At 47.6% G+C, this 13,732-nt stretch carries 13 protein-coding genes and 1 pseudogene; 13 read left to right on the top strand and 1 reads right to left on the bottom strand.

Annotated elements, in window-relative coordinates; all coding sequences use genetic code 11:
- Positions 1-271 precede the first annotated feature (271 nt).
- Entirely contained in the window at positions 272-1,579 is a 1,308-nt protein-coding gene (locus Q0389_RS10115; RefSeq protein WP_298693895.1) for an adenosylmethionine--8-amino-7-oxononanoate transaminase, read from the top strand.
- Here the strand turns inward: Q0389_RS10115 and Q0389_RS10110 are convergent.
- Positions 1,565-2,155 carry a class II aldolase and adducin N-terminal domain-containing protein gene (locus tag Q0389_RS10110; RefSeq protein WP_298693894.1) on the bottom strand — a complete coding sequence of 197 codons (591 nt, stop codon included), beginning with the start codon at positions 2,153-2,155 and terminating at the stop codon, positions 1,565-1,567. The two genes, Q0389_RS10115 and Q0389_RS10110, sit on opposite strands and share 15 nt — an antisense overlap.
- A 48-nt stretch (positions 2,156-2,203) precedes the next feature.
- On the opposite strand from Q0389_RS10110, the gene Q0389_RS10105 reads away from it, so the two are divergent.
- The 12 genes and pseudogenes from Q0389_RS10105 to hemC all read left to right on the top strand — a co-directional run.
- The gene (locus Q0389_RS10105; protein WP_298693893.1) at positions 2,204-3,085 is read left to right on the top strand and encodes a LysR substrate-binding domain-containing protein; all 882 of its coding nucleotides are present in this window, start codon (positions 2,204-2,206) and stop codon (positions 3,083-3,085) included.
- Entirely contained in the window at positions 3,085-4,035 is a 951-nt protein-coding gene (gene rsmH, locus Q0389_RS10100) for a 16S rRNA (cytosine(1402)-N(4))-methyltransferase RsmH (protein WP_298693892.1), read from the top strand. Before Q0389_RS10105 ends, rsmH begins: the two co-directional genes overlap by 1 nt.
- 103 nt (positions 4,036-4,138) lie before the next feature.
- Positions 4,139-4,417 carry a hypothetical protein gene (locus Q0389_RS10095; protein WP_298693891.1) on the top strand — a complete coding sequence of 93 codons (279 nt, stop codon included), beginning with the start codon at positions 4,139-4,141 and terminating at the stop codon, positions 4,415-4,417.
- A 12-nt stretch (positions 4,418-4,429) separates the two neighbouring features.
- Entirely contained in the window at positions 4,430-7,558 is a 3,129-nt protein-coding gene (locus Q0389_RS10090; RefSeq protein WP_298693890.1) for an efflux RND transporter permease subunit, read from the top strand.
- A gap of 102 nt (positions 7,559-7,660) precedes the next feature.
- Positions 7,661-7,945 (top strand): DUF2018 family protein, encoded by a 285-nt coding sequence (locus tag Q0389_RS10085; protein ID WP_298693889.1) that lies wholly within the window; start codon positions 7,661-7,663, stop codon positions 7,943-7,945.
- Positions 7,946-7,947: 2 nt separating this feature from the next.
- Entirely contained in the window at positions 7,948-8,358 is a 411-nt protein-coding gene (locus Q0389_RS10080) for a hypothetical protein (protein ID WP_298693888.1), read from the top strand.
- Between the two features lie 8 nt (positions 8,359-8,366).
- On the top strand, positions 8,367-9,257 hold the full coding sequence (locus Q0389_RS10075; protein WP_298693887.1) for a polyprenyl synthetase family protein: 891 nt from the start codon (positions 8,367-8,369) through the stop codon (positions 9,255-9,257).
- Entirely contained in the window at positions 9,257-10,549 is a 1,293-nt protein-coding gene (gene hemA, locus Q0389_RS10070; protein WP_298693886.1) for a glutamyl-tRNA reductase, read from the top strand. The genes Q0389_RS10075 and hemA overlap by 1 nt, the downstream gene beginning before the upstream one ends.
- On the top strand, positions 10,549-12,252 hold the full coding sequence (locus Q0389_RS10065) for a proline--tRNA ligase (protein WP_298693884.1): 1,704 nt from the start codon (positions 10,549-10,551) through the stop codon (positions 12,250-12,252). The genes hemA and Q0389_RS10065 overlap by 1 nt, the downstream gene beginning before the upstream one ends.
- The gene (locus Q0389_RS10060) at positions 12,249-12,656 is read left to right on the top strand and encodes an FxsA family protein (protein ID WP_298693883.1); all 408 of its coding nucleotides are present in this window, start codon (positions 12,249-12,251) and stop codon (positions 12,654-12,656) included. Before Q0389_RS10065 ends, Q0389_RS10060 begins: the two co-directional genes overlap by 4 nt.
- Positions 12,619-13,446 carry a thioredoxin domain-containing protein gene (locus Q0389_RS10055; RefSeq protein ID WP_298693881.1) on the top strand — a complete coding sequence of 276 codons (828 nt, stop codon included), beginning with the start codon at positions 12,619-12,621 and terminating at the stop codon, positions 13,444-13,446. Before Q0389_RS10060 ends, Q0389_RS10055 begins: the two co-directional genes overlap by 38 nt.
- Positions 13,447-13,449: 3 nt before the next feature.
- A pseudogene (hemC, locus tag Q0389_RS10050) lies at positions 13,450-13,732 on the top strand (hydroxymethylbilane synthase); the annotation flags it as partial.

Genomic DNA, 13,732 nt, shown 5'->3' with positions numbered 1-13,732 from the left:
CGACCACCGAGATCTACACTCTTTCCCTACACGACGCTCTTCCGATCTGCTGTATTGCCCCCATCCGACGAATCCGGCTCCGATAAAAGCGATGGTGGAAATCCAAATAGTGATGACCAAATATTTTCGATGACGCTGCATCCAAGTAATCATATTAAACGATCCTGTTGTAAAATTCAGATATTCTATTAGGTTTACCATTAAACTTGGATGAAAATGGTGAATGACTAACATTATGTTATCACAAATAAGACAATCGGTAAGGGTTTAAATGAATAATGCAGAGATATCCGAGCGGGATTTGAACGTTTTATGGCATCCGTGCACGCAGATGAAAGATCACGAGACGATTCCGCTTATTCCGATCGCCCGCGGAGAAGGGGTCTATTTACACGATTTTGACGGCAACCGCTATATCGACGCGATCAGCAGCTGGTGGGTCAATATTTTCGGACATTGCAACCCCTATATCGGTCAAAAGGTCAAAGAGCAGCTGGATACTCTCGAACATGTCATTTTGGCAGGATTTACCCATGAAGCGGTGGTTAAACTCTCCGAGCGATTGGTTCGGTTGGCACCGGATGGACTAACACGCTGTTTTTATGCCGACAACGGCTCCAGTGCGATCGAAGTTGCCTTGAAAATGAGTTACCATTCACATCGTAATAACGGTATCGAACGTCCTCTTTTCGTCTCATTAAGCGACAGCTATCACGGTGAAACGCTCGGGGCTTTGTCGGTTGGGGACGTCGCGTTGTATAAAGAGACGTATGAGCCTTTGTTAATCCGTTCCGTTCAAACTCCTTCGCCGGCAGATCAAAGCGCCGAAGCGGCTTTGGAAGCGGCACAAGCTTTTGAGCAACTGTTGATGCAAAGAGGCGGTGAAATCTCCGCGCTAATCGTAGAACCGCTGATTCAGGGGGCAGGGGGGATGCGCATGTATCATCCCCGCTTTTTGAGCGAGACCAAGCGACTGTGTGAAATATACGGCGTCCATTTTATTGCGGATGAGATATTGGTCGGATTTGGACGCACGGGGAGCATGTTCGCATGCGAACAAGCCGGTATTACTCCTGATTTCTTAATTCTCTCGAAGGCTCTGACGGGAGGGTATCTTCCCCTGTCGGTCGTGTTGACGACGGAGGCGGTTTACGGATCGTTTTACTGTGAATACGACCCGGTAAGGTCATTTCTCCACTCTCACAGCTATACGGGCAATGCTCTTGCGTGTGCGGCGGCCAATGCGACACTCGACATTTTCGAAACGGAAAACATCATCGAGAAAAACCGTGTATTGATAGCATTGATCGCAGATGAGTTGAAATATTTCGAACCGATGGAGCGTGTCAAAGAGGTTCGCCAATGTGGGATGATCGCGGCAATCGAGTTAAAAGGATTTGAGCCGTCGCAGCGGATCGGGCTGAAAATTCATCGGCACTGTCTGGGCAACGGGGTATTGGTGCGGCCGCTGGGAAGCGTCATCTACGTGATGACTCCGTATGTCATCACTCCCGAGGAGATGAAACAGGTATTTCGCGCTATAAAAGAGGCGCTAGAGGCTGTCTCAATCGATATCTAAACGGGCCTGGGAATGATCCAGCATTAAAATACGGCAGCTTCGTTCCAATATCGATAGCTGTCTCACCATAGAGGGGATGTCGCGGCTGAATGCATAGACTCCGTATCCCCGTATCACCATTATGGAAGTATTGTTAAGTTGGAAATACTGCGGGATTTCACTCACCGCACGCTCATACCAATCTTCAAATTTTTTGGGATCGTAGATAGCGATTTTACCGAACTCTTTAAACCCGAAATAATCTTTGGGGATAATGATGCTGTGGTTGAGCGAAAAAGCAGTCGTAAACGGAGGCATCGTGAAAGTGATAAACTTGGCATCTGAAATCTGTCGATAGATACCGTGATGGATCGATGCATCGATACTGGCATCTTTCCATCGGTAGTCTTTGCTGTAGAAGAGGTCGATCAGATTTTCTTCGTTGATGGAGTCGAAAATAGCGTTTTTGGTATTGATCGTGAAAAGGTTGGTGTCGAGTTTTGCCGATAATGAGCCGTGATAAATCCCAAAAAAGTCTTTTCGGAACATCGAAAGGGCAAAAGAGGAGAGTTGGCGTTTGATGTATTGTTTATCCATACCGAGGATTTTATCATATAATGGCGCTATTAGAGAGAAGGGAGAGGGATGTTTACACTACGGCAGTTAGAGATTTTTGCGGTTTTGGCGGAATCTTCGCGCGTGATCGATGTCGCAGAACATCTCTCGATGAGCCCCTCAGCCGTGTCGATGGCGGTGCGTGAACTGGAAAAAGAGGTTGGCGAAGAGCTGTTTGAACGAATCGGCAAGCGGCTGATACTGAATGAGCGGGGACGGTTGTTTTATCAAAGTGCCAGAAATATTACCATGTCGGCGAATTCACTGTACGAAGGGTTTAAGGCTGATCTAAGTGGAGGGTATCTTCACCTGGCCGCCAGCGTCACGATCAGCAATTATCTGTTGCCGCAATGGATCGGAGATTACCGTACTTCGAACGCACAGGTCAAAGTTGCGCTCAAAACGGCTAACAGTACGGATGTGATCGAGATGGTGCGCAGCGGGGAATGCGATCTGGGATTTATCGAAGGGCATTTCGAAGAGGGGGATATCGAGTCGTATGTTCTGATGAAAGATGAGTTGATCGTCGTCGGCAGCGACCCGCAGCTCGAGGGGAAAACGTGTTTTATTGACGAACTTTTGGATCGTCGGTGGGTTCTGCGAGAACGGGGATCAGGGACACGGGAGATTTTTCTCTCCCGAATCGCTCCGGTCGACAAAGAATTGAGCATCGACATGGAATTCGAGCACAACGAAGCGATTTTGCGCTATCTTCTCCACGACTCACAAGCGTTATCGTGTTTGCCGAGATTGATCGTTTCGGAAGAGTTGGCCGCAAAAAAGATGTTTGAAGTGACGATTAACGCTCACCGTTTTGAGCGGGAATTCAGGCTGATTTGGCGCAAAGAGAAGACGCTAACACGTGTTATGTCCGATTTTAAAGGATATGTTAGTGGGCTTAAGCTATTATAATGGCTATTAAAATCGAAGGCGGCACCGTGCAGGAAACTCCCCATATACCGGTTCTTTACCGTGAGGTGATCGAAGCGTTTGCACATTGTAAAGAGGGAATTATCGTCGATTGCACGATGGGATACGGTGGGCACTCTTCGTTATTGCTTGAAAACAATCCGGCCCTCTCTTTGATCGGGATAGATCAAGACCCTACAGCCATTGCCTTTTCGACAAAACGTCTGGAGCCGTTCGCAGAACGTGTCGAGATACGCCAGGGGCGCTTTTCGGAGGTTGCTAAAGAGGCGATGTCTCAAAAGGGAGAAAAGGTTTGCGGGATTTTAGCCGATATAGGGGTTTCTTCTTTGCAGCTTGACCAGCGGGAGAGAGGATTCTCGTACGAGAGCGATACTCTCGATATGCGGATGAACCCGAACGCATCGCTTAGTGCGGCCGAAGTGGTCAACGACTATTTGCAAAGCGCATTGGAGACGATTCTGCGCGAATACGGAGAGGTGAACAATGCCCGAAAAGTGGCGGAGACGATCGTGGCACGCCGGCCGTTCGGTTCGGCGAAAGAACTCTCCAATGCCATTTTTCACCTGATGCCGAAAGGGAAGAAAATTCACCCCTCGACACTCGTAATGCAGGCAATTCGGATCGAGGTCAACGACGAATTGGGAGAGTTGACGCGGCTGCTCGACGCAATCGAATCTTCAGGTATCCGCCGTTTGCGCGTAGCGATTGTCACCTTTCATTCGCTCGAAGATCGGATCGTCAAGAACCGTTTTTCCAAATGGGCGAAAAACTGCATTTGCCCGGACGATGCGATGCGGTGTACCTGTGGAAATAACCATGCCATCGGCAAAGTGATTACCAAAAAGCCTTTAAGTGCGGCGGAAGACGAGTTGCGGGCAAACTCGCGAAGCCGAAGTGCCAAATTACGTATATTTGAAATACGAAGAGACTGAGTATGAAAGTAAACTTCTGCCTCAAAGAGGCAAGCTTTAGTGCCATAGCGGCTAGCGTAGAGCTAGGGATTTTATTCCTCGCTCGTTCAAATCGGAAAATAGTATGAGTGATAAACACGACATATTAGAAGAGACACGCCACATCATTGCTCCTCAGGAGACGATGGGACCGATATTTTTACGCAATGTTTTTGTCGGCATTTTTCTCGTTTTAATCGTAGTATTTCCCAAAATTTTTATTAATACCCAAATTTATTTCAAAAGCCGTGAAATCTCGACCCTCAGCCACGAGCACGACGCACTGCTCGAAGAGAACCGCCTGATTAAGGCCAAAGTCGAAGCAATGAAATACAAAAGCCAGATTTTAGACACCCTCTTTTAGGAGCGATACATCATGCTACGCCGCTTCATCGAGTTTGCTCTCGATAAACCGCTCCTTAACCATCTCTTTTTGTTCTTCATCGCGCTTCTCTCCATTTTCGCCTATATCAATATTCCTAAAGAAATTTTTCCGCCGATGCAGATGGATAAGATCACGATTAACGGCGCCTATGCGGGGACAAGTGCAGATGTTCTGGATAAAATGGTCGTACAGACTCTCGAAGACGATCTCAAAAACGTTAACGAACTCGACAAAGTGACATCGACGATCAAAAACGGTGTGTTTGTCATCGTCGCCGATATCAAACCCGGTTCAAATAACAACAAAGTTTTGAATGACGTCAAAGATATCATATCCCTTACCCGGCGCGATTTGCCTGCCGATATGGACGAACCGACTGCCAAAATTCAGGAAGAGACGATACCGCTGGTATTGGTTGCGATTGCGGGAGATGTCAAAACAGAGGAATTACTCGATCGGGCGGAGGAGCTTAAAAGCGATCTGTCGGAGTTGAAAGATCTGAGTGAGATCACGATACGCGGCGATGCGGATGATGAGCTGGTGATCCGATTGAATGACCGGAAGATCGAAGCCTTCGGATTGAGCCAAAACAGTGTCGTTGCGGCGTTGGGGAACCTGAGCTCCATTTTTCCGATCGGTACGATCAAAGAGGCAAAAAATCATCTCTATATCAGTACCTATAACGGGGAAAAAGATACTGCCGCTTTGGAAGATACTCTCCTAAGCGTCGGCAATGAACAGGTGCGTCTTGGGGACATTGCGACGGTCTCTTTCGAACTCAGCGACGGGGCGGAACTTTCCCATTTCAACGGACTGCGCAATGTCTCTTTGAACATCACGAAAGCCAAAAGCGGGAATGCGATCGAACTGGTCAAACAGATCCGCCATAAACTGGAAAAATATGACCGAAAATATCCCCATTTGAAATTCGAGATATATACCGATACGTCAGTATGGATCAAGAACCGTCTCAATACCGTTTTTTCCAATATCGTTTTCGGACTGGTTCTGGTGTTTTTCGCGATGCTGATTTTTGTCAATCGCGGAATCGCGTTGGTAGTGGCGATGGGGATTCCGGTCAGTTTTATGATCGGGCTGATCGCGACGGAGATGATCGGATACAGTCTCAATATGCTTTCGCTGTTAGGTGCGTTGATTGCGGTGGGGATGCTGGTGGATGAAGCGATCGTTGTGGCTGAGAATATCTACCGTCACATGGAAGCCGGTATGAACCGGCGCGAAGCGACGATCAAAGGGGCGGTAGAGATGTTTCCCGCCGTCATGGCGGCAACGATGACGACGATTTTTGCTTTTTTGCCACTTTTGATGATGAGCGGAGAGATGGGGACGTTTATCAAGATATTGCCGATTATGATCTCGATTTTGCTGGCCAGCTCGCTGTTTGAGGCGTTTTATTTTCTCCCGCTGCATGCTCATGATTTTTTGCGGCTGCGCAAAGAAGATCACCTCTCCCATGCGATTTGGGATAGACTGTACCGCTGGTTTGCCTCTGTTTTAGGATATGTCCTGCATCGGCCGAAGCGCAATTTGGCATTGATCGTCATGTCGATTCTGGTGATCGAAGTGTTATTCGTCCAAAACACGAAATTTCAGCTTTTCCCGAAATTTGACGTAACCCAGGTTTACGTAACGGGAAAAGTTGATATTAACAATGACCTCGAAGCGACCGAAGCGATGGTCAATGCGATGGAGAAAGATTTGATCGCGAAATTGCCGCATGATGACGTCTCCTCCGTCACCTCCGTGATCGGGATGCGTTTGGATTCCAAAAACAAGGCGGAACTCGGAGAGAATCTCTTTCACATTTTTATCGATTTGCACGAACAGTCTCCGGTTAATTTTTTCGACAAATATATCAATCCGCATCTGAGTATCGAGTATGATCCTTCCGGAATGATACGCAAACGTGACGCGGATGCGATTAGCGCAGAGGTGACTAAGATCATTGAGCCCTATACCCGGCAAAAAATCGGAAACAAACCGGCATTTGAAGAGTTGATTACCTCCGTTCCCGGGACGGGGGTTGTCGCCCACGATGTCGAGATTGCGTTAGAAGGAAAAAATGATGCGGCATTGGTGTCTGGGGTGGAACGTCTCAAAGCGAAACTGCATGAGATACCGGGGATTCACAGTATCGGAGATAACGCCGACATCGGTGAGCGGGAACTGAAACTCAGGGTTAACCGTTACGGTCAACAACTGGGGCTTGACGAACAGCAGATCAACGCTCAGTTACGTGCCTATTATCTGAAAGCCGAATATTCGAAGATGTTCAACGAAAAAGGGTTGATCCGCATCCGTATCGAAGGAAACCTCAAAGACGATCTCTCTTCGTTGGAGAGTTTTCCCGTCCGGATAGGGAACGAAGAGATCGCCCTTAAAGAGGTGTGCGATTTCATCTATACTCAGGGCTACGTCACTTTGAACAAAGAGAACGGCAAACGTAATCGGAGCGTATTCGCTTCGATCAACAAAGAACTTGTTACCTCCGGGGATGTGATGAATCTTCTCGCGCCTACGATCGATACGTTGAAAAAAGAGGGGTTCGGAGTCAAAATCAAAGGGGAAGAGGAAGAAAACGCCAAAACCAAACGGGAGATGTCTCAGGCGGCGATGATGGCGATTGTTTTGATTTTTATCGCTTTGGTCTGGCTTTTCGATTCCTTTGTGAAATCGTTGATCGTTTTGAGCGTCATTCCTCTATCGCTTTTGGGCGTTTATGCGGGGCATTGGATTATGGGGCTGAATATGACGATGCCGGGACTTATCGGTACGGTGGGGCTAGTGGGGGTAGTGGTGAATGACGGATTGCTGATGGTGCAGTTTATCCAAAACGCGCGTGATCGCGAGGAACTCCGTGCTTTGGCGAAAACCCGTCTGCGACCGATACTGATGACGTCGATCACGACGGTTTTAGGCCTTTCCAGTCTGATTTTCTTTGCAAGCGGTCAGGCGCAGATTCTTCAACCGATGGCGGTGTCGCTCGGATTCGGGCTGGCATGGGCGACGCTTTTGAATCTGATCTATGTTCCTCTTTTGTACAGTGTCGTCTACCGAGTCAAAGAAAAAGTATCGGATGAAAATATCCAAAGCGGTTAAATGTATCTCTTTCTTTTATTTTCTTTCCCTCTCTTTTTTTTGTGCGCACCTAAGAATTGTGGTGGTATAATCGCCGACTTAAATTGATACTTTGGAGATACAATGTATAATCTGTTTGAAGACGAAGACGATATTTTCCAAGGTTCGCCGAAAAGCAAATTTTTAGACATCGTTTACAACGCTAACCGTGATTTGGTTCAAAACGAACTGGAACGTTTGATGACCCGTATGGCGGCGATGGAACTGATGTTACAGGAAGCGCACGGCGAAGATGCGATAGAACGTATCCTTCAAACGATGCAGTTTGAACGCGCTGATGAGATCGATATGATGGCGAAGAATTTGTACATCATTTCGGTTGGGAACGTGTTGACCCAAAACGAGTAGTCGTGAGATTTTTTTTCGTATTCGCACTTCTGGGGATGTTTTGGATAGCCGATGCCGCCCCGTGGAGAGAAACGAAAAGCTTTGTCCTTAAAAAAGACCAGTTAGTCAAAATACTGGTCAAAAGTCCGGGACAGGAGCGTCTTTTGACGTTTCGATGGACGCTTTATACCGATAAAGTATTGGTGGTGCATGAGAGTTTTGACCGATTCGTCGGACAGCACATGCTTTATTCGGGATATGCGAACAATAGTTTTCGAAAACGCCTTTTGCCTCCGGATCGGAGTCAGATGGATGTCCCTTACGCTCTTGTTACGTTTAAAAAGTTCGATGAGGGGAATAACACCGCTCAAATGGATTTTTTTCTGATCGATAAAGAGAATCGGATAGTGTTGGATTATTTAACGGAGAAGTGATTTAGAGAATGTTGGACAAGGTAGAAGCGCTTATCGCAAAATTGATCGATGAGGTCGAATATCCGAAAGCAAATGAATTGTTTGCGAAGCTGTCAGGCGGGAAGCGCCTTCGTGCGAGACTGATTTTGACGATTGCCCCCGAAGCTCCGACGGCACCTCTTTTGGGTGCGATTGTTGAATTGATCCATGCCGCGAGCCTGTTGCACGATGATGTGATCGACGAATCGCAGCTTCGCCGCGGCGTCCCTTCGGTCAATGCGACAGAAGGGTCTAAAACCGCTATTATGCTCGGCGATATTCTCTATTCCAAAGCGTTTAGCGAATTGACCTCATTTGATCCGGCCATTTCACGCTCGATTGCCGATTCCGTAACCAAGCTCTCCGTCGGAGAAATGATGGACGTCGAAATGGCGGCAGAGTTTAACAGCGATCGCGATCTGTATCTCAAAATGCTCTATCTTAAAACGGCGACCCTGATCGAAGCATGTGCGTATAGTGCCGCGGTTTTGGCGCAAAAAGACGCTTTTGCCCATGCGACGTACGGTAAAAATCTGGGACTGGCATTTCAAATCGTCGATGATATCCTTGATATTACCGCCGATGAAAAAACGCTCGGGAAACCTTCATTGAACGATTTCGTCGAAGGAAAAACGACCCTTCCGTATATCGATCTTTATGAAAGTCTCGACGAGAACGGCAAAAAATGCTTGATCGAAAATCATGCACAGGTTCTGAACGAAGAAGAAAAAGGGTGGATTCACACCCAGATGGCACAACATTCGATCATCGAACGCTCATACGGCTATGCCAGAGCACTGTGCGACGAAGCACTCGAAGCAATCGGTGAGGATGCGGCGTTGCGTGCTATTATAGAGACCGTGATCCAAAGAAGTCATTGATGCATTATCTGATTATCAGTTTTTCCCATAAAAACTCCACCCTCGCTATTCGTGAAAAGCTTGCGTTTGTTGACGAAGCGGCTCAGATTGCAGGGATGCGTGCCTTAAACGGCGATACCCATATCAGTGAATCGATGGTTCTTTCCACCTGTAACCGTGTCGAGATTTTTTGCAGCTGTAATGACCCCGCGGCAGCAAGCGATACCGTTTTTAATCTTTTGTCCCAACATTCCGGACTCAGCCGTGAAGAGCTCCGCGAACGTGCCGATGTATTTGATGATGAAGGGTGCATTCATCATCTGTTCAGCGTTGCCAGTTCACTCGACTCGATGGTTGTCGGTGAAACCCAGATTGCCGGTCAGCTCAAAGACGCTTTTAAACTTTCACAGGACAATGCCCTCTCTTCCCAAAAGATTTCCCGGGCAATGGCGTACGCACTCAAATGTGCCGCTGAAGTGCGTAATGCGACCAATATCTCTTCCAAACCGGTATCCGTCGCCAGCGTTGCCGTTGCCAAAGTCAAAGAGAGTATCGGTGAAGTTAGCGGTAAAAAAGCATTGGTCATCGGTTCGGGAGAGATGTCGGTCATTACCTGTAAACATTTGAGTGCCCAGGGTGTCGATGTGACGATCATGAACCGGACGTTTGAAAAAGCCGAAGCAATCGCCAAAGAGTGCGGCGCACGGGTACGGTCGTTTGAAGAACTCGATTATGCGATCAACGAATACGAAATGCTCTTTACCTCTACCGGATCGCTCCATCCGATTATTACCGAAGAGATGCTACGCCCGTGCGAATTTACCCGCTATTGGTTCGATATGGCGGTTCCGCGCGATATCGAGTGTAATCATGAAATATGGGATATACGGCTTTTTCAGGTCGATGATCTCAAAGAGATTGTCAGCGAAAATATCGCTTTACGCGAAGATGAAGCGAAACTTTCGTATGTCATTGTCCGTCGCCATGTTCTAGGATTTTTCGAATGGCTTAAAAGCCTCTCGGTCGAACCGCTGATCAAAAGCATGTATGTGCAAGCGTATCAGGCGGCATACGAAGAGGCGACTCGGGTCATGGATCACGGATACATTCCCAAAGAATACGAATATGCGGTACGCAAAGCGACGGAGCAGGCATTAAAACGGTTCTTGCATCCGTTTGCCGAACGGATGCGTGACGGGTCCGATCCGATGCGGATCGATACGCTGATCGAATCGATGAGTTTTTTAATGAATCAGGAAGAGGGTTCCGATCTCTCCCAAAATGCCTGTACCTATTACCCTAAAGGAAAATAATGCGTTTTACCAAAGCCTATATCCCAACGACAAAAGAATCTCCTAAAGACGCTCAGCTGCCGAGCCACATTTATCTTTCCCGTGCCGGGTTCGTCATGCAGGTGGCGAGCGGTCTGTATAATTTTTTACCGCTGGGCAAACGCGTCTTGCGAAAAATCGAAGCCATTATCAACGAAGAGATGGCGGCGTGCGGAGCATTGGAAGTGGATCTCAGCTTCGTTACTCCGGCAGAATTGTGGGAAGAGAGCGGACGGATCGAGAAATTCGGAAAAGAACTTCTCCGTTTCCGGGACCGTAAAGAGAATCTCTTCGTCCTCGGCCCTACCCATGAAGAGATGATGGTGAGCATCGTCCGCAACCGCGTAACGAGTTATAAACAGCTTCCGTTGAACGTCTATCAGATCAAAACCAAATTCCGTGACGAAGCGCGCCCCCGATTCGGTTTGATGCGTGCGCGCGAATTTGTAATGAAAGACGGTTACAGTTTTCACGCTTCGACAGACGATTTAGATCGTGAATTCGATGCGATGGAAGCGGCATATAAACGTGTTCTGGAGCGTTTGGGGCTTAATTTTCGTATCGTAGAGGCTGATAGCGGCGCGATAGGCGGTACGGGATCGAAAGAGCTGATGGTATTGGCGCAAAGCGGGGAAGATACTCTGGCAGTTTGTGATAGCTGCGAATACGGTGCCAACGTCGAAGCGGCACGACGTGCACCGCGTGCGACGATCCCGGAAGCGCCAAGTGCCGATTTTGCCCGTTTTAAAACGCCTAACGTCAAATCGATCGATGATCTGAGCGGGTTTTTCCATGTAGATCCTTACTATACTCTTAAAGCGGTTGTGATGCGTGCCGTCTATACCGAAGGGAGCGAACCGGTTTGTTTCTTTATTCGCGGTTGCGACGAGTTGCAGGAGGTTAAAGCCCGTAACAGTGTCGGGGCGATCGATCTGGTCGATATTACCGAAGCGGAATTGAGTGAAATCGGTTTGGTTCCGGGATTTATCGGGCCGCTCGATCAGGATAAAATCCGTTTCGTGATGGATAACGATACCCGTGGTGCGATATCGATGATCTGCGGTGCGAATGAAGTCGATTACCATTTCGTAGGGGTTGATCTGAGCGTTATGAACGAAGCGTCGTTTGCGGATTTGGTGACAGTGCAAGAAGGGGACGGATGTCCTCATTGCGGCGGTAAAATCCTCCATACCAAAGGGATTGAAGTAGGGCATATCTTTAAACTCGGTACGGTCTACTCCGCTCCGCTTAAAGCCGAATATTTGGATGAAAACGGCCGTTCTCAACCGTTTATTATGGGGACGTACGGAATGGGTGTAAGCCGTCTGGTCGCTGCAGTCATCGAGCAGCACCACGATGAAAAAGGGTGCATCTGGACTCCTGCTACGGCTCCGTATTTGGTCAACGTAATGGTCTCGAACATCAAAGAAGAATCGCATATGCAATACGGTGAAAATCTCTATGCGCAGTTGCAAAAAGAGGGAATCGAAGCGATTTTGGATGACCGAAAAGAGCGTTTCGGATTTAAAATGTCCGATGCCGAATTGATCGGATTTCCTTACACGGTCATTGTAGGAAAAGAGCTCGACAACGGTTCGGTTCAGATTATGATCCGTGCCACACGGGAGATCATCACGGTCGGTGCGACGGAAGTCATCGCTAAGATACGAGAATTGGTGAAATGATCTATTTTCTGATCTACCTTTTTTTAGAGGTGAGTCTGACCGTCGAGATCGCATCGCGCATCGGAGGTTTGGCTACTTTTTTAGAGATCGTATTCAGTGCGTTTCTCGGAATTTTTATCCTTATGAATTTTCGTCATACGCTTGCGGAAAACATCTATGCCCTTCGAATGCGCCAGATCGATATGGAGGGGTTCTCTCAGCGAAATATGATGGGACTCTTCGGTGCGATTTTGCTGATTGTTCCCGGCTTTCTCAGCGATCTGATCGGGATCGTCTTGCAGTTCTCCCTTTTTAGTTCGCTGATTATTAACCGTTTTACGCGAAAATATCAACCACCAACTCAACCAAAGGATGACAATGTCATTGATGCCGAAATTATCCGCGACACTCCTTCTCTCCGTTAGCCTCTTTGCGGCAACCGACGCTGAAGTCGTCGCTTTTTTAAAAAAAGGGATCGGAAACAATCCCAATATCAGCAATTTGCAGATTGATGTGAACGGCAAGAAAAACGTTCCGAACATGAGCGGCTGGCAAGCTTATTTCGTCAATATAGAAGCCGATGTCAAACAAGGCAAAGATACACGTCATATCAATCAAAACGGCACCTATTTCGTGAGCGGAAACGTTATTTCTCCCGAACTCATCAATCTCAAAAGCGGTGAGCGCTACAACGATACCATCGCTCCCGATTTTAGCAATACTTTTTATACCAAAGCCAATTTAATCAGCGGCGATGCCAATGCCGAGAATAAAATCGCGATCTTCTCCGATCCGTTGTGCCCTTTTTGCCGTCGGTATGTACCGGAAGCTTTGGCCTATATGGCGAAATATCCAAAATCGTTTGCCGTCTATTATTATCATTTCCCGTTGGCCGGGCTTCACCCTGCATCGGTGACGTTGACAAAAGCAGCGATTGCCGAAGAACAAAACGGTACGGATAATGCCGTATTGGGACTTTATAAACTCGATATCAATGCCAACGAAACCGATGATCAAAAGATTCTTGACGTCTTTAACAAAGCGTTCGGGACTAAAGTAACCGTTGCCGATATCCGCCGTTCTTCAGTCGTCAAACAATTCGAATCGGATCAAAATGCGGCACGGTCGATGATGGTCGCCGGAACGCCGACCGTCTTTTTCAACGGCCAAAAAGATTCGTCTAAAAATAAATACAAAGAGATTAAGGTTAAGTAATACATGAAAAAACTCACCATCGCTACTCGCGGAAGCAAACTCGCCCTTTGGCAATCCCGTCATATCAAATCGGTTATCGAATCGCATTTTACCGACGTGGAAGTGGAGCTTAAAATCATCATCACTTCAGGTGATAAAATTTTGGATGCTCCGCTTGCAAAAATCGGAGGAAAAGGGTTGTTTCTAAAGGAGATCGAAGAGTCAATGCTTCGCGGCGAGGCGCAGATGGCGGTTCATTCGCTAAAAGACGTTCCGACAGTCATGCCCGAAGGTCTCGTACTTTCGG

Origin of the sequence: uncultured Sulfuricurvum sp., from assembly GCF_937936435.1 — a bacterium.
Classification (GTDB): Bacteria; Campylobacterota; Campylobacteria; order Campylobacterales; family Sulfurimonadaceae; genus Sulfuricurvum.
This window is presented reverse-complemented; position numbering and strand designations above follow the sequence as displayed.